Below are 14,317 nucleotides of genomic sequence, written 5' to 3'. Positions count from 1 at the left end.
GGCCCAAGTTCAGCCTCAAGTTCAGTCGAGGTCGGCCCTGAGACGGAACGCGGCGTCGCTGCCGTATTTGGCCCGCCAGGCCGGTCCCGGGCCGCGCATGTAGTGCAGTTCCGGCCGGTAGGGGTTGAAGGCCTGCGTGACGAATTCGCGCCAGAAGCTCCTGACCTCGTCGAGGAGACCGGATCGATTCGGGCGTTCTGCCGCTGCGGCGGACGGGGAGGCTGACGTGAGGGTTGCCATGACGGGCTCTCGCTGTTGTCGTCTCGGCTTTTCGCCGCTTGGGCGCGCGGTTCTTGCGCGCCGAAACCGAGTGTCCCGCCGAATTAATTAAAAGATGGTTGCAATTGTCGTGATCGGCCGCACACATCGTGCGCGATCCGTAATCGTCCGTAAGGTGGGCCGACCGGGCTTGGACGGCGCGACCGGGCTTCTCCCGGCATTTGTTCCAGCCGGGACGGGCTCGCCGGTTGCCCTTTGGTGACCGCGCCGCTACATCAGCGGCAACCATTTTCCGAAAAATTCCGGCAGGTTTCGAGGGACACGCGATGGCGCGCCAGTTCGTCTACTTCATGCAGGGTCTGTCCAAGACCTATCCGACCCGCAAGGTGCTCGATAACATTCATCTGTCGTTCTACCCGGACGCCAAGATCGGCGTGCTCGGCGTCAACGGCTCGGGCAAGTCGACCCTGCTCAAGATCATGGCAGGCCTCGACAGGGACTACACCGGCGAGGCCTGGGTCGCCGAGGGCGCCCGCGTCGGCTATCTCGAGCAGGAGCCGCAGCTCGATCCCAAGCTCACGGTGCGCGAGAACGTCATGCTCGGCGTCGCCAAGCAGAAGGCGATCCTCGATCGCTACAACGAACTGGCGATGAACTATTCCGAGGAAACCGCCGACGAGATGACCAAGCTGCAGGACGAGATCGAGGCGCAGGGCCTGTGGGATCTCGACAGCAAGGTCGACCAGGCGATGGATGCGCTGCGCTGTCCGCCCGACGATGCCGACGTTGCCAAGCTCTCCGGCGGCGAACGCCGCCGTGTCGCGCTGTGCAAGCTGCTGCTCGACCAGCCCGAGCTGCTGCTGCTGGACGAGCCGACCAACCATCTCGACGCCGAGTCGGTGTCCTGGCTCGAAGGCCATCTGCGCAACTATCCCGGCGCGATCCTGATCGTCACCCATGACCGCTACTTCCTCGACAACGTCACCAGCTGGATCCTGGAGCTCGATCGCGGCCGCGGCATCCCTTACGAGGGCAACTATTCGTCCTGGTTGCAGCAGAAGCAGAAGCGGCTGGAGCAGGAAGGCCGCGAGGACGCCGCGCATCAGCGCACGCTGTCGCGCGAGCAGGAATGGATCGCGGCCTCGCCGAAGGCCCGCCAGGCCAAGTCCAAGGCGCGCTACCAGCGCTATGAGGAACTGCTCAAAAAGGCGAGCGAGAAGCAGACCCAGACCGCGCAGATCATCATCCCGGTCGCCGAGCGCCTGGGGCAGAACGTCGTCGATTTCGAAGGTCTGTCGAAGAGCTTCGGCGATCGCCTGCTGATCGACAACCTCACTTTCAAGCTGCCCCCGGGCGGCATCGTCGGCGTGATCGGTCCGAACGGCGCCGGCAAGACCACGCTGTTCCGCATGATCACCGGCCAGGAGAAGCCGGACGCCGGCACCATCACCGTCGGCGAGACCGTGCATCTCGGCTATGTCGATCAGTCGCGCGATGCGCTGGACGGCAACAAGACCGTGTGGGAGGAGATCTCCGGCGGTAACGAGCTGATTTTGCTCGGCAAGAAGGAAGTGAACTCGCGCGGCTACTGCTCGTCGTTCAACTTCAAGGGCGCGGATCAGCAGAAGAAGGTCGGCGCGCTCTCCGGCGGTGAGCGCAACCGCGTCCATCTTGCCAAGATGCTGAAGTCCGGCTCCAACGTGCTGCTGCTCGACGAGCCGACCAACGATCTCGACGTCGACACGCTGCGTGCGCTCGAAGAGGCGCTGGAGGATTTCGCGGGCTGCGCCGTCATCATCAGCCATGATCGCTGGTTCCTCGATCGTATCGCGACCCACATGCTAGCTTTCGAGGGCGACAGCCATGTCGAATGGTTCGAAGGCAACTTCCAGGACTACGAGAAGGACAAGATGCGCCGGCTCGGCCAGGACAGCGTGATCCCGCACCGGGTCAAGTACAAGAAGCTGACGCGCTGACGGACGCGGCCTTGCGCGGCGCGGTCTCCCTTGCGGGACAAAGCGCCGCGCCCTGGCTGCGGCCAGTTGTCGCTTCCATGTGCGACATGATTGCGTAGATGGTGGGTTCCGCAATCGAATCCGGTCACGAGAATCCCATCATGTCATCTCCCGACGCAACCCTGTCCTCGAAGGGTGCAGCGCTGCGCCCCATTCCGATGCTGATCTTTGGCTCGCGCTGGCTGCAGCTGCCGCTCTATGTCGGGCTGATCATCGCGCAGGGCGTCTATGTCGTGCTGTTCCTCAAGGAGCTCTGGCACCTGTTCGCGCACGCCTTCGACTTCTCCGAGCAGCAGATCATGCTGGCCGTGCTCGGCCTGATCGACGTCGTCATGATCTCGAACCTGCTGGTGATGGTGATCGTGGGCGGCTATGAGACCTTCGTGTCGCGGCTCAACCTGCAGGGCCATCCCGACGAGCCCGAATGGCTGAGCCACGTCAATGCCAGCGTGCTGAAGATCAAGCTGGCGATGGCCATCATCGGCATCTCCTCGATCCATCTGCTGCGCACCTTCATCGAGGCCGGCGCGCTCTCATCGGGCAAGTCGACCTACACCGAGACCGGTGTGATGTGGCAGACGATCATCCACACGGTGTTCATCCTGTCGGCGATCGGCATTGCCATGGTCGACAAACTGTCGAATGCCGCGATCGAGGACGCGAAGCAGGCATCGGGACATTGAGCGAAAGGGGCTATCGACCCGGCGTTCACATGGATCGCCGGACGTGCTAGGCTCAAGGGATGACAGACGTCGAGAACCTCGTGCTGGAGCATTTGCGCCACATCCGCGGCGCTCTCGACCATGTGCGCGATGATATTCGCGAGTTGAAGCAGCGGATTGGGAACCTTGAGAACCAGTACGCCAGCATGTCCAATCGGCTGGACCGGATGGACATGAGGATCGAGCATATCGAACGGCGTCTTGGCCTTCAGGATGCCTGACACGGTGCCGCGTCTGCTCCGTCATTGTCTCTTCGTGTGCCTGTTCACTGTCCTCTGTCATGCAGGCCCAGCGGTCGCCGCCGACGCCGCCTTTACCCAGTTCGTCGCCTCGCTCTGGCCTGAAGCCAAGGAGCAGGGTGTCTCCCGCGCAACGTTCGAGACCGAGACGCGCGGGCTGGAGCCCGACTACAAGCTCCCCGACCTCCTGTTGCCTGGCCGTCCTGCAACAGGCGCCCCCGCCCAGGCCGAGTTCGTGCAGGTGCCGGCCGACTACATCAAGGAAGCCTCGATCGCGAGGCTGGCCGCTCACGGCCAGAAGCTGATCCAGCAATATCGTCCAGCGCTCGCCGAGATCGAACGCCGCTTCGGCGTTCCCGGCCCGGTCGTGCTCGCTATCTGGGGCCGTGAGACCGATTTCGGCCGCTACGCGCTGCCCTATGACGCGCTGCGCGTGCTGGCGACGCAGGCCTATGTCGGGCGGCGCAAGGACCAGTACCGCACCGAGTTCATCATGGCGCTGAAGATGCTGAGCGACGGCGTCGTGGCGCGCCGCGACCTTCGGGCGTCCTGGGGCGGCGCGGTCGGCCTGACCCAGTTCCTGCCGTCGGAATACTACAAGCACGGTGTCGACCTTGATGGCGACGGCAAGGTCGATCTCTGGCGTTCGGTGCCGGATGCGCTGGGCTCGGCCGCGCAGCAGCTCGCCAACAAGGGATGGCAGCGCGGCGTGCGCTGGGCCTATGAGGTCAAGCCGCCGGCCAATGTCGACTGCGCGCTGGGCGTTCCCGAGGTCAAGAAGCCGATCGGCGAATGGCTGCGCGCCGGCTTCGTCCCGGTGCGGGGCCTGCGGCTCAGCGCAGCCGAGCAGCAGCAACAGGCCTCCCTGCTGCAGCCGGAAGGCATCTACGGCCCGGCGTTCCTGACGACGGCGAACTACTTCGTGATCAAGGAATACAATTTCTCCGACCTCTATGTGCTGTTCGTCGGTCACCTTGCGGACCGCATGACCAGCCCGGCCTCGTTCGCGACGCCATGGTCGGCGTCGAGGCAGCTCCGGAGCAAAGACGTCGAGGCGATGCAGAAGGGCCTGACGCGGCTGGGTCTGTACGGCGACAAGCTGGACGGCAAGGCCGGCATGCAGACCCGCGCCGCGCTTGGCGTGTTCCAGAAGAAGGCTGGCTTGAAGGTCGACTGCTGGCCCAGCGAGGCCGTGCTGCAGGCGATCAATGCCGCGCGCTGAGGCGGCGATCCCGTCGAGAGCACGACGACAGCAAAAAGCCCGGCCATAAGGCCGGGCTTGCCGCATCGAGATGCGTGGTCGGGATCAGTAGCAGACGCGAACCGGGCGGGACACCCAGCCATAGCCGTCCCAATAGCGCTCACGGCGCCACACGCACGGCGGCGGGCCCGGCGGGGGGGCTTCGACATAGACCGGGCCGCCATAGGCGGGACGGCTCGACGCGATCGCGCCGCCGATCAGGGCGCCGCCGATCAGGCCGGCAGCCACACCGGCGCCAACGTCGCCGGCCTTTGCGGCCGGTGCGGTCACGCTCAGCGAACCGGCGATTGTCGCAACCGCAAGCACCGCGGTCAGGATCTTCTTCATGTTCCAAGATCTCCTGGAGAAGCGCCCCTGGAGGCGCCGGGTGGGTGATTGTTTTACGCTCGATTAAGGGGTGTCAGCGTCGCTTAGAAAACACGACAATCCGTCAACCCTTCGTAAACCCTCCAAGACCCCATGCGACCGAAAAGCGGCTTTTTCTGGCCAGGTCAGCCGCCCAATCCGACATTCCGGTGCAAGGTCATGGATTTAATGAAGGTGAACGATCACTCGCAGACGCGCACGCGGCGAATCCGCCAGCCATAACCGTCCCAGAAGCGCTGGCGCTGCCAATAGCAGGCGTAGCCGGGATCGGAGACATAGGCCGGCCCACCATAATAGGAATAGCCGGGTCCATAGGCGTATCCGGGCGAGTAGGAGTAGCCGGGACCGTAGTAATAGGGATTGCTGCCCGCGGCGATGGCGCCGCCAATGAGCGCGCCGCCGAGCAGTCCGGCCGCGACACCTGCGGCAACACGACCATTGCGCGCTTCCGCCGGAGCAGGGGCCAGCGCGGCGGTCGAGAGGGTCGCGAGGGCGGCCAGGGCCGCAACAGTCTTCTTCATGACCTCACCTTTCTCAGTTCAGGTCGGCAGATGGCGCATCGGTCGATGCCACAGGTTCCCATATCCCGCTTGAATGATCAATGAACGGGCGCGCTCCATTGGACGGCCCATCTGCAGGATGCGTTCAATGCTGCGTTGCACAAAAATCGGGCCGGTTTCATGATCACAACGATGACCATTGCCGTGGCGATCGGGCTGACCTCAGCCGTGAGCTATGTGTTGCTGGTGCTGAATGACCGCCGGCCGGGTGCCCGCCGCTGGTCATCAGATGGCAATGGCATCGACGCTGGCGGTTCCTCGAGCGGCAGCCACGGATTCAATCTCGCGAGTTGGTTTTCAAATACCACAACCGACGTCATGGGAAACCCGATCGACGGCGGAGGCGACAGTGGCGGGGATGGCGGCGGTGGCGATGGAGGCGGCGGCGATTGAGTGAGCCGGTCGGCCGGCCAGTTTGATTTGCAGCAAGGTCACGTAGTTAGATCCGTTCTAGTCAAGCTACGAGATTGGAATAGCTTCAAAAGCCCGGTTTTCCCTTTGCGCGGGCAGGGGCGGATGACTATCGATAGCGGACCAAGGACGATTGGCCGGTTTCTTATGATTGTTTGTTCCTGCAACGTCATCAGTGATCACGACATCCGCAAGGCGGTGACATCTGCGGACGAATTGCCGCGGAGCCCCAAGCAGGTCTACGGCTGCCTCGGTTGCAGCGCGGAATGCGGTCGCTGCGCGCGCACCATCAAGACCATCATCGACGAGGCGCTGGGCCCCTGCGCGCGTGCGTGCCAGGCTGGCTGCAAGCACGCCCATGCCCATGGTCACGCGTCCGTCCAGGCGGTCGAGGATGACCTGCAAAGCCGGTTTGCGCTGGCGGCCTGCTGAACAGCGTTTGCCTCCAATCTCGCCTGTTTCCGCCCCAAAAATGCACATGAACGGGGTCGTCTCCGCACTTCGAACCTGTTATTGAGCGCCTGCGGCCTCTAACTTTTTCGGAGCTTATCTATGCAGGGCGACCCCAAGGTCATCGAATATCTCAACAAGGGATTGCGCAGCGAGCTGACTGCCATCAACCAATATTGGCTGCACTATCGCCTGTTGAACAACTGGGGCCTTCTGGAGATGGCCAAGGTCTGGCGCAAGGAATCCATCGAGGAGATGGAGCACGCCGACAAGTTCACCGATCGCATCCTGTTCCTCGACGGCTTCCCGAACATGCAGGTGCTCGATCCCTTGCGCATCGGCCAGAACGTCAAGGAGATCATCGAGTGCGATCTCGCTGCCGAGATCGCGGCGCGGACGCTGTATCAAGAGGCCGCAACCTACTGCCACGGCGTCAAGGACTACGTGTCGCGGGATCTGTTCGAGCGACTGATGAAGGACGAGGAGCATCACATCGACTTCCTCGAAACCCAGCTCGATCTGATCGGCCGTATCGGTCTCGAACTCTACACTCAGAAGCACGTCGGCGGGCTCGAGAGCGAGCACTGACGCCGGCGCCAGGGCGGCATTTCTGTCGGAACGGCTCGATTCAAGCCTGATGCTGCAGGTCTTGAATCGACCGTCCCGTTCGACCGCCCCAAGCAGTCCCCGGACGTCCGGCCGTGATCAGTCGATGATGCCGAACGTCGTGACGGGGACGACCCAATAGACGAGTTTTGTTCCTGTGAACGTTGTGCGGAGCCGCTCCAGCAGCCGCTCGACGTCGGCCTCCTGCAGCACGATCCGGACCGCGACTTCGTCGGCATGGCCCTTGACCTGCTCTGCAGCCGTGCCCAACCGAACGCGCATGCCGTATCCGGCGGCGTCCGAGGCAGTGAACCCCGTGACCAGATCCGACTGCTCGCTGATGTAGTCGAACAGCTCCTCGCGCAGCGCCCGCGGCGCGATCAGCGTCAGGCATGCCGCCGGGCTCGTCATGTTGCTTCCTTCGTAGCCGCGCCATAGCGACGGTAGAGGATCGGCAGCAGGATCAGCGTCAGCAGGGTGGATGACAGCAGGCCGCCGATCACGACGATGGCCAGGGGACGCTGGACCTCCGATCCCGGACCGGACGCGAACAAAAGCGGGATCAGCCCCAGCGCCGTGATGCTGGCCGTCATCAGCACCGGACGCAGCCGGCGCTTGGCGCCCTCGACGACGATGCGCTGCTCGGAGAGCCCGTGAGCGCGGAGCTGGTTGAAATGCGACACCAGCACGACGCCGTTGAGGACCGCGATGCCGAGCAGGGCGATGAAGCCGACGGAAGCCGGGACCGACAGATATTCGCCGGTCGAGACCAGCGCGAACACACCGCCGATCAACGCAAAGGGAATGTTGACGAGCACCAGCAGGGCCTGGCGGACGGAGCCGAACGTGGTGAACAGCAGCACGAAGATGAGACCGATGGCGACCGGCACGACGACCGAGAGGCGCGCGGCCGCGCGCTGCTGGTTCTCGAACTGTCCGCCCCAGGTCAGCCGATAGCCGGCCGGCAGCGGCAGCTCGGCCGCGACCTTCTGCTGGGCCGCCTGAACGAAGCCCACCATGTCGCGGCCGCGGACATTGCTGCGCACCACGCTCATGCGGTTGCCGTCCTCCCGGTCGATCTTGACCGGGCCGTCGACGCGCTGAATGCGGGCGATCTGCGACAAGGCCACGTGCTGTCCGGCCGCGAGCGTCAGCGGCAGCATCGCGAGCAGGGTCGGCGCTTCGCGCGTGGTCTCGCTGCCCCGCACCAGGATCGGCGTCCGTCGTCCGTTCTCGAGTGCGGTACCGATCGTCCGGCCTTCGATCTGGGTCCGCAACGAGGCCGCAACGGAATCGACGGTGAGACCGAGGCGGCCTGCTTCCAGCCGGTTGACCGTGACCGTGTAGTATTGTGCGCCCTCGTTCAGCGTCGTGTAGACGTCCTCGGAGCCCTCGACGCTCGACAGAATCGCCGACAGCTTTGCAGCGACATCGTTGAGCGTCGCGATATCGGGGCCGAAGATCTTCACGGCGACGTCGCCGCGAACGCCGCTGATCATCTCCTGCACGCGCATGTCGATGGGTTGGGTGAAGCTCAGCGAGATGCCGGGAAAGTCGGTCAGCACGTCGCGCAGCTTCTGCAGCAGGACGTCGCGATTTTTGCTCTGCCGCTGATCCAGCGGCTTGAGCACCAGAAACGTATCGGTCTGGTTGGGACCCATGGGATCGAGACCCAACTCGTCCGAGCCGGTGCGCGCGATGATGCCCGCGACATCCGGCACCTTTATCAAGGCGGCCTGCAGCCGCGCATTGATGGCGAGGGATTCGGCGAGATTGACGGAGGGAAGCGTCTCGACGCTCACGATGATGTCGCCTTCGTCCATCGTCGGCATGAACGTCTTGCCGAGCTGGGTGTAGCCATAGCCGGCTGCGATCAGGCTCAGGACGGCGGCGAACATGACCTTGCGCTCGTTTCCGAGCGCCCAGGCGAGCGCGGGTGCGTAGAGACGCTGCGCGGCGCGGATCAGCAGCGGATCCTCGTGGGAAGCGGATTTGAGGGCGAACGACGTCGCCACCGGAATCACGGTCAGCGCCAGCAGCAGCGAGGCGGCCAGCGCAAAGATGATGGCGAGTGCAACCGGAATGAAGAGCTTGCCCTCCAATCCCTGGAGCGTCAGGAGCGGCACGAAGACGATGATGATGATCAGCACACCGGAGGCGACCGGCTGCAGCACCTCGCAGACCGACCGGAACACGATGTGGATCAGGGGCGTCGTCCTGGTGAAATCATGCTTGCCGAGATTGCCGACGATGTTCTCGACCACGACCACGAGCGCATCGATCAGCATGCCGATCGCGATCGCCAGTCCGCCGAGGCTCATCAGGTTGGCCGACATGCCGACGGCGCGCATCACCAGCAGCGCCATCACGATCGCCAGCGGCAGGCTGAGCGCGATGACCAGCGAGGCGCGCCAGTTGCCGAGGAACAGCAGCAGGAGCACCACGACGAGCACCGTGGCCTCGCCGAGTGCCCGCACGACGGTGCCGACGGCGCGATTCACCAGCCGGCTGCGATCGTAGAACACGTTGAGGGTGACGCTGCCGGGCAAAGAGGGCTTCAATTCGTCCAACCGTGTGCGCACGTCGCGCACCAGCTGACCGGCATTGGCGCCGCGCAGGCCGAGCACGAGCCCCTCGACCGTCTCGCCCTTGCCGTCGGCCGTGACCGCGCCATAGCGGGTCAGCGCGCCGATTCTCACCCTTGCCACGTCGCTGACCCGGATGGGGACGCCGTCGCGGGTCTCGACGACGATGGCCTTGATGTCGTCGATGCCGCGGATGCTGCCCTCGATCCGCACCAGGGCGCTGTCCTCGCCCTGGTTGACGCGGCCGGCGCCGTCATTGCGGCTGTTGGCCTCGATCGCCTTGCGAAACAGCTCATAGGAGATGCCGCGGGCGGCCAGTGCATCGTTGCGCGGAACGATCTCGAAGGCGCGGACATGACCGCCGAGCGCATTGACATCGGCCACGCCCGGCACGGTGCGCAGCGCCGGGCGGATCACCCAGTCGAGCAGGCTGCGGCGCTCGGCGAGCGACAGCTCGGGGCTGTCGATCGTGAACATGAACATCTCGCCGAGCGGGCTCGTGATCGGCGCCAGCCCGCCGCTCACGCCGTCGGGAAAGTCGCGCGAGAGGTTGGACAGCCGCTCCGAGACCTGGTTGCGTGCCCAGTAGATATCGGTGCCGTCCTCGAAATCGACGGTGATGTCGGCGAGCGCATATTTGGTGGTGGAGCGCAGGATCTTCTTGTTCGGAAGACCGAGCAGCTCCAGCTCGATCGGCACGGTGATGCGCTGCTCGACCTCCTCGGGCGTGAGGCCGGGCGCCTTCATGATGATCTTGACCTGGACTGGCGAGACGTCTGGAAAGGCGTCGATCGGCAGGCTCGGCAGGAAGACGGCGGCCGCGCCGATCAGCAGCAGCACGCCGAGCACGACGAACAGCCGCTGCGACAGCGCGAAGGCGACCAGTCGCTGTAGCATCACTGGCCCACCCGCGAGAGAATGCCGCGCAGCGCCGAGATGCCGCCGATCGCGACCTCGTCCTTGTCGGAGACAGGGCCGGACACCACGACGTGGTCCTGGTCCTCCGCGAGCAGCGTCACCGCGACCTGACGGAAGCCGCCCTCGATCGCGACGAAGATCGAGGCCTGCTCGCCGCGCCGGACGAGGCCGCTGTACGGAATCTCCCAGGCGCTCTCGCCCGCGGAGATGAAGCCGATGCGCGCGGCTGCGGTCTGCCCGGAATGCAATTCGCCATTGTTAGGGATCTCGGCGCGCACGAGGATCGTCTGGGTCGCGGCGTCGGTGGTCTCGGACACCAGGATGACGTGACCCGGCGTCGCGTAGCCGTCGATGTCGACGCGCGCGCCGGTCTTGATGCCGCCGATCTCGGTGGCCGGAATCGCGATCTCCGCCCACAGCTGCGACAGCCGTGCGAGCTTCACCAGCGGGGCCGCCTGTTCCATCCGCTGGCCCGGCGACACCACGATATCGACGACGGAGGCCGCCTGTGGCGCGTTGACGGTCAGCGTCGCGCTGATGGCGGCCTCGTTGGTCAGGCGCGCGATGGCCTCGTCGGAGAGGCCGCTGAGATGCAGCATCTGCCGCCGCTCGGCGACCACGATGCTGGCCTGGCGCGCCTCGGCCTGGCTCGATTCCAGCACGCGCTGTGGGATCGCCTTGCCCTCGAACAGGTCCGCGTTGCGCTTCAGCTGCTGGACGGCCAGCACCTCCTGTGCGAGGGCATGCAGATACTCGCGCTGCAGCGACACGTAGCTCGGACTCTCCAGCGTCAGCAGCGGCTGGCCGGCCGTCACGCGGTCGCCCCTCGCCACGGCCAGATTGGTGACCATGCCGGAAACGGGAGCGCTGACGACCCACAATTGCGGCGTCGGAATCACGATCTGCGCGGGATAGGGCAGCGTCCGGTCGTTACGGCTCGAGATCGGGTGCGTGATGCGGATACCGAGGTTCTGCGCCTGGGCCGGCGTAAGCTTCACATCATCGGCGGACGCCGCACAGGGCGGCGCGCACAGGGCCGCAAGGAGTAGCGCACTCACCAAGCGGCGAGGCGACCAATGACGGGCAGCATGGGAGGGCGCGGGCATCGGATGAGATCGCTTTCAGCTTCCAACGGGCACATCAATAGCTAGCTCTTGCCGCTTCCACGACGACTGACCTGCATCAAAACGCGTGCTCGCGGAGTCGAGCGGGTTGAGCAATGGACGATCGAAGATGACTCCAAGCTGACGGCGTTGTGCGAATGGTTGGCATTCTCAGAGCTGCTCGCGCCAGCGCGCGTCGGTGACATCCTGGGGCTCGGGCGCGCCGAGACTGGTCTGATCGTGAATGATCTCACCGATGCTCGGCATGGCCGAACGTGGCATCTGTGCCTCCTGCGACCACAGTTTCGACCGCATGATCGCCTTGCCGCAATGAAAATAGACCTCCTGCACGCCGATGCTGATCACGACGCGCGGCGGCTTGCCGAACTCCTCCATGCGCGCGAGCAGGTCGGGATCGGTGGACAGCGATGCCGTGCCGCCGACGCGCAAGCTCTCGTTGATGCCCGGCACGAAGAAGATCAGCTGCACCAGCGCCGAGCCGTCCGACACGTTGCGGAGACTGTCGAGCCTGTTGTTGCCGGGGCGGTCCGGCAGCAGCAGCCGGTGATCGCCGTCGATGTGGACGAACCCCGGATGACCGCCACGCGGCGAGGCATCGACGCTGCCGTCCCGGCCTGACGTCGCCATGACGCAGAACGGCGACATCGCGATGAACTTCCGGCTGTGAACGTCGAGCGCGGGGCGGACCTTGGCAATCACGCGCGCATTCGGCTTCGGATAGATCGCATCGAGATCGGTTGAGGAAGAGTCGGTCATGGTTGTCCTCCTCGAGAGCGTCCTTCGACGTCATACGACGAACGACGGTTCGCGACCACGGATTCGGCTGACATTCTGGTGTCGGGCCGCGGCATGGCTAGGCCTTCCGAAGCCAGGGCCAGTCGATGAGTCCGGCGCTGTAGAGCGCCCACCAGACAAGCACGGGCTGAAACGCCAGGCGCGGTCCATGGTACAGCCAGCTGCTGCCGAGAACAGGCAGGTCGATCGCGTCGATCGCATGCTTGAAATTCGCGGGCCAGACGCAGACGGCATAGGCCGCAAGCCCGATCCCCGCCCAGCGGCGCATGGGCTTCGTCACCAGCGCGACTGAGCCGGCGAGCTCGCACAGGCCGGTGAGCAGAATGACCTGCGGGGCGAACGGGACGAAGGACGGTGTGATGCGCAGGAAAGGATCGGGGACGAGCAGATGAGCGATCCCCGCAACCGCATAGAACGCTGCCATCAGCCAGCGCATCACCGCGCGCGATTTGTCGTCGCTCAGCACAGCTGTCATGGCCTGGGACCAGGGGCCGACCTCACGAGGCTCGTGTCATACGGCATCGGCGGGCACGAAGCAGCTGATGATGATGTCGCCGCGGTGATGGACGTACCACACCACGGCCTCGCCGACCGGATTGCCGCGGTCGCGGATGATGGCGCGTTCCGGCACCGCCATCCAGCGTCCCTCGATCGGCACCCAATAGGTGCCGTCCCGCACGTCGTAGCTGGTCCGATGGCCGTCGGAGACGTCGCAGCAGGGGACGCCGTTCGGTGCGATCACGCTCTTGAACCAGGCGCGGATGTCGGGCGGAACGTTGTCGAACTGGCCGTTGTCGATGGCCAACGCGGCGGTTGCGGAGGCCAACGCGCCGATCATGAGAGCGGCCGGCACCAGTCTGCGCATGCACACCTCCTTTCTCATCCCGCGTATCAGGCGATCGGCTGCGATTAAGCCCGACCCGCAGCGGCGGCGCATGCCCAAAGTTTGAGCGCCGCCGCGGGCCAGCGGCGTCACATGCCGCGCTGCGGCGCCTTGGCCAGCAGCTCGCGCAGCGGCTCGATGTAGAACTTCGCGTTGCCGGTGGTCAGATGGCCGCGTGTCTCCGCCGAGGCCGGGATCAGCAGGACCTTGCCGTTCTTGACGCGCTTCATCGTGTCAGCGGTGACGCCCGTCTCCGGCGGATTGCGCTCGTCATCAGCCGAGTTGATCAGCAGCACGGTCGCCTTGATCTTGTCGAGATCGGCCGATGGATTGTAGTCGTGCGAGGAGTCCCACTGATAGATGAAATCGTTGGCGTCGGCGGCAATCGGTGTGGTCAGCCGCTCCTCGACCATCTTGTCGGCCTTGGCCGCCGTCGGTGCCGCGAGCTGATAGGCCATGGTGCCACCGGCGGTCGCCGTCGCATAGGCTGTGACCGCGTATTTCATCATGCGCGGCTGTGCCGTGTAGTTGCCGCCATTGTAGTCGGGATCATTGCGGATCGTCTCCAGCATGATCCGGCGCAGCATCCAGTTGCGCGACGCCATCTCGGTCGGCTGCGAGGCCATCGGCACCGCCACATCCATGAAGTCCGGATAGTGCGTGGCCCACACCCAGCTGTGCATGCCGCCCATCGAATTGCCGATGACGAGGCGGACATGCTTGATCCCGAGACCCTCGGTCAAAAGACGGTATTGCGCATCGACCATGTCGGCATAGTCATAGGCCGGAAATTTGGTCTTCAGCCCGTCGGACGGCTTCGCCGATCGGCCGTGGCCGATGCTGTCGGGGATGATGAGGTAGTACTTGGTGGCGTCGAGCGGCTGGTCCTTGCCGAACAATTCGCCGGCAAACGGCGCCACCAGCATGCTGGCGCCCGAGCCGCCGGTGCCGTGCAGCACCAGGACGGGCTGACCGGTCGGCTCGCCGACGGTCGTGTAATGCAGCTTCAGCTCCGGCAGCGTCTCGCCGGTGTGAAACTTGAAATCCTTGATGACGACATCGCCCTGCTTCGGAGCGGGGTAGTCGGCGGCGCTGGCCGGCGCGCAAAAAACCACCAAAGCGGCAAGGACGGCGGCAAACGGTCGAAGCATGTGTTTCCCCTG

At 64.8% G+C, this 14,317-nt stretch carries 17 protein-coding genes; 7 read left to right on the top strand and 10 right to left on the bottom strand.

Annotated features, from left to right (window positions below; genetic code table 11):
- Positions 1-21: 21 nt before the first annotated feature.
- Positions 22-240, bottom strand: coding sequence for a hypothetical protein (locus QQL87_RS15675; RefSeq protein WP_284419815.1), 219 nt, complete (start codon positions 238-240; stop codon positions 22-24).
- 305 nt (positions 241-545) lie between these two features.
- On the opposite strand from QQL87_RS15675, the gene ettA reads away from it, so the two are divergent.
- From ettA to QQL87_RS15655, 4 genes are all read left to right on the top strand, one after another.
- A complete protein-coding gene (ettA, locus tag QQL87_RS15670) occupies positions 546-2,195 on the top strand; it encodes an energy-dependent translational throttle protein EttA (protein ID WP_284419816.1) in 1,650 nt (549 codons plus the stop codon).
- A gap of 140 nt (positions 2,196-2,335) precedes the next feature.
- Complete coding sequence (locus tag QQL87_RS15665) at positions 2,336-2,917, top strand: TIGR00645 family protein (RefSeq protein WP_284419818.1); 582 nt, start codon at positions 2,336-2,338, stop codon at positions 2,915-2,917.
- 59 nt (positions 2,918-2,976) lie between these two features.
- The gene (locus QQL87_RS15660; protein WP_284419819.1) at positions 2,977-3,177 is read left to right on the top strand and encodes a hypothetical protein; all 201 of its coding nucleotides are present in this window, start codon (positions 2,977-2,979) and stop codon (positions 3,175-3,177) included.
- Positions 3,178-3,190: 13 nt separating this feature from the next.
- Positions 3,191-4,417 carry a lytic murein transglycosylase gene (locus QQL87_RS15655; RefSeq protein WP_502871179.1) on the top strand — a complete coding sequence of 409 codons (1,227 nt, stop codon included), beginning with the start codon at positions 3,191-3,193 and terminating at the stop codon, positions 4,415-4,417.
- A gap of 84 nt (positions 4,418-4,501) precedes the next feature.
- On the opposite strand, the gene QQL87_RS15650 is transcribed toward QQL87_RS15655, so the two are convergent.
- Together QQL87_RS15650 and QQL87_RS15645 are read right to left on the bottom strand one after the other, a co-directional pair.
- Entirely contained in the window at positions 4,502-4,783 is a 282-nt protein-coding gene (locus tag QQL87_RS15650) for a hypothetical protein (RefSeq protein WP_008964967.1), read from the bottom strand.
- A gap of 221 nt (positions 4,784-5,004) precedes the next feature.
- A complete protein-coding gene (locus QQL87_RS15645; protein WP_284419821.1) occupies positions 5,005-5,343 on the bottom strand; it encodes a hypothetical protein in 339 nt (112 codons plus the stop codon).
- A 171-nt stretch (positions 5,344-5,514) separates the two neighbouring features.
- Here QQL87_RS15645 and QQL87_RS15640 point away from each other — a divergent pair, with 171 nt between their 5' ends.
- The 3 genes from QQL87_RS15640 to bfr all read left to right on the top strand — a co-directional run bounded on the left by QQL87_RS15640 (position 5,515) and on the right by bfr (position 6,831).
- Positions 5,515-5,775 carry a hypothetical protein gene (locus QQL87_RS15640; protein WP_502871175.1) on the top strand — a complete coding sequence of 87 codons (261 nt, stop codon included), beginning with the start codon at positions 5,515-5,517 and terminating at the stop codon, positions 5,773-5,775.
- A gap of 165 nt (positions 5,776-5,940) precedes the next feature.
- Positions 5,941-6,225: a (2Fe-2S)-binding protein gene (locus tag QQL87_RS15635; RefSeq protein ID WP_284419889.1), complete on the top strand. Its 285-nt coding sequence runs from the start codon at positions 5,941-5,943 to the stop codon at positions 6,223-6,225.
- A 120-nt stretch (positions 6,226-6,345) separates the two neighbouring features.
- Entirely contained in the window at positions 6,346-6,831 is a 486-nt protein-coding gene (gene bfr, locus QQL87_RS15630; RefSeq protein WP_284419823.1) for a bacterioferritin, read from the top strand.
- Between the two features lie 117 nt (positions 6,832-6,948).
- Here bfr and QQL87_RS15625 read toward each other — a convergent pair whose 3' ends face one another.
- The 7 genes from QQL87_RS15625 to QQL87_RS15595 form a co-directional block, all read right to left on the bottom strand.
- The gene (locus QQL87_RS15625) at positions 6,949-7,260 is read right to left on the bottom strand and encodes a DUF3240 family protein (RefSeq protein ID WP_284419824.1); all 312 of its coding nucleotides are present in this window, start codon (positions 7,258-7,260) and stop codon (positions 6,949-6,951) included.
- Entirely contained in the window at positions 7,257-10,331 is a 3,075-nt protein-coding gene (locus tag QQL87_RS15620; RefSeq protein WP_284419825.1) for an efflux RND transporter permease subunit, read from the bottom strand. The genes QQL87_RS15625 and QQL87_RS15620 overlap by 4 nt, the downstream gene beginning before the upstream one ends.
- On the bottom strand, positions 10,331-11,458 hold the full coding sequence (locus QQL87_RS15615) for an efflux RND transporter periplasmic adaptor subunit (protein WP_284419826.1): 1,128 nt from the start codon (positions 11,456-11,458) through the stop codon (positions 10,331-10,333). The genes QQL87_RS15620 and QQL87_RS15615 overlap by 1 nt, the downstream gene beginning before the upstream one ends.
- 168 nt (positions 11,459-11,626) lie before the next feature.
- On the bottom strand, positions 11,627-12,232 hold the full coding sequence (locus QQL87_RS15610; RefSeq protein WP_284419827.1) for a pyridoxamine 5'-phosphate oxidase family protein: 606 nt from the start codon (positions 12,230-12,232) through the stop codon (positions 11,627-11,629).
- A 97-nt stretch (positions 12,233-12,329) separates the two neighbouring features.
- Positions 12,330-12,746 (bottom strand): DoxX family protein, encoded by a 417-nt coding sequence (locus tag QQL87_RS15605; RefSeq protein WP_284419828.1) that lies wholly within the window; start codon positions 12,744-12,746, stop codon positions 12,330-12,332.
- A gap of 36 nt (positions 12,747-12,782) precedes the next feature.
- Positions 12,783-13,136 carry a hypothetical protein gene (locus QQL87_RS15600; RefSeq protein WP_284419829.1) on the bottom strand — a complete coding sequence of 118 codons (354 nt, stop codon included), beginning with the start codon at positions 13,134-13,136 and terminating at the stop codon, positions 12,783-12,785.
- Between the two features lie 107 nt (positions 13,137-13,243).
- The gene (locus tag QQL87_RS15595; protein WP_284419830.1) at positions 13,244-14,305 is read right to left on the bottom strand and encodes an alpha/beta fold hydrolase; all 1,062 of its coding nucleotides are present in this window, start codon (positions 14,303-14,305) and stop codon (positions 13,244-13,246) included.
- Positions 14,306-14,317 lie beyond the last annotated feature (12 nt).

Source organism: Bradyrhizobium sp. SSBR45G (assembly GCF_030159255.1).
In the GTDB taxonomy this organism is placed as follows: Bacteria; Pseudomonadota; Alphaproteobacteria; order Rhizobiales; family Xanthobacteraceae; genus Bradyrhizobium.
The sequence above is the reverse complement of the archived record's forward strand: the minus strand, read 5'-3'. Positions and strand labels throughout refer to the sequence as shown.

What these genes read in the sequence shown, in the direction of transcription:
- QQL87_RS15645 (WP_284419821.1), bottom strand. Translation starts at nt 5,343, where the DNA reads ATGAAGAAGACTGTTGCGGCCCTGGCCGCCCTCGCGACCCTCTCGACC.
- QQL87_RS15605 (WP_284419828.1), bottom strand. Translation starts at nt 12,746, where the DNA reads ATGACAGCTGTGCTGAGCGACGACAAATCGCGCGCGGTGATGCGCTGG.
- QQL87_RS15660 (WP_284419819.1), top strand. Translation starts at nt 2,977, where the DNA reads ATGACAGACGTCGAGAACCTCGTGCTGGAGCATTTGCGCCACATCCGC.
- ettA (WP_284419816.1), top strand. Translation starts at nt 546, where the DNA reads ATGGCGCGCCAGTTCGTCTACTTCATGCAGGGTCTGTCCAAGACCTAT.
- QQL87_RS15595 (WP_284419830.1), bottom strand. Translation starts at nt 14,305, where the DNA reads ATGCTTCGACCGTTTGCCGCCGTCCTTGCCGCTTTGGTGGTTTTTTGC.
- QQL87_RS15675 (WP_284419815.1), bottom strand. Translation starts at nt 240, where the DNA reads ATGGCAACCCTCACGTCAGCCTCCCCGTCCGCCGCAGCGGCAGAACGC.
- QQL87_RS15620 (WP_284419825.1), bottom strand. Translation starts at nt 10,331, where the DNA reads ATGCTACAGCGACTGGTCGCCTTCGCGCTGTCGCAGCGGCTGTTCGTC.
- QQL87_RS15610 (WP_284419827.1), bottom strand. Translation starts at nt 12,232, where the DNA reads ATGACCGACTCTTCCTCAACCGATCTCGATGCGATCTATCCGAAGCCG.
- QQL87_RS15625 (WP_284419824.1), bottom strand. Translation starts at nt 7,260, where the DNA reads ATGACGAGCCCGGCGGCATGCCTGACGCTGATCGCGCCGCGGGCGCTG.
- QQL87_RS15665 (WP_284419818.1), top strand. Translation starts at nt 2,336, where the DNA reads ATGTCATCTCCCGACGCAACCCTGTCCTCGAAGGGTGCAGCGCTGCGC.
- bfr (WP_284419823.1), top strand. Translation starts at nt 6,346, where the DNA reads ATGCAGGGCGACCCCAAGGTCATCGAATATCTCAACAAGGGATTGCGC.
- QQL87_RS15640 (WP_502871175.1), top strand. Translation starts at nt 5,515, where the DNA reads ATGACCATTGCCGTGGCGATCGGGCTGACCTCAGCCGTGAGCTATGTG.
- QQL87_RS15600 (WP_284419829.1), bottom strand. Translation starts at nt 13,136, where the DNA reads ATGCGCAGACTGGTGCCGGCCGCTCTCATGATCGGCGCGTTGGCCTCC.
- QQL87_RS15615 (WP_284419826.1), bottom strand. Translation starts at nt 11,458, where the DNA reads ATGCCCGCGCCCTCCCATGCTGCCCGTCATTGGTCGCCTCGCCGCTTG.
- QQL87_RS15650 (WP_008964967.1), bottom strand. Translation starts at nt 4,783, where the DNA reads ATGAAGAAGATCCTGACCGCGGTGCTTGCGGTTGCGACAATCGCCGGT.
- QQL87_RS15635 (WP_284419889.1), top strand. Translation starts at nt 5,941, where the DNA reads ATGATTGTTTGTTCCTGCAACGTCATCAGTGATCACGACATCCGCAAG.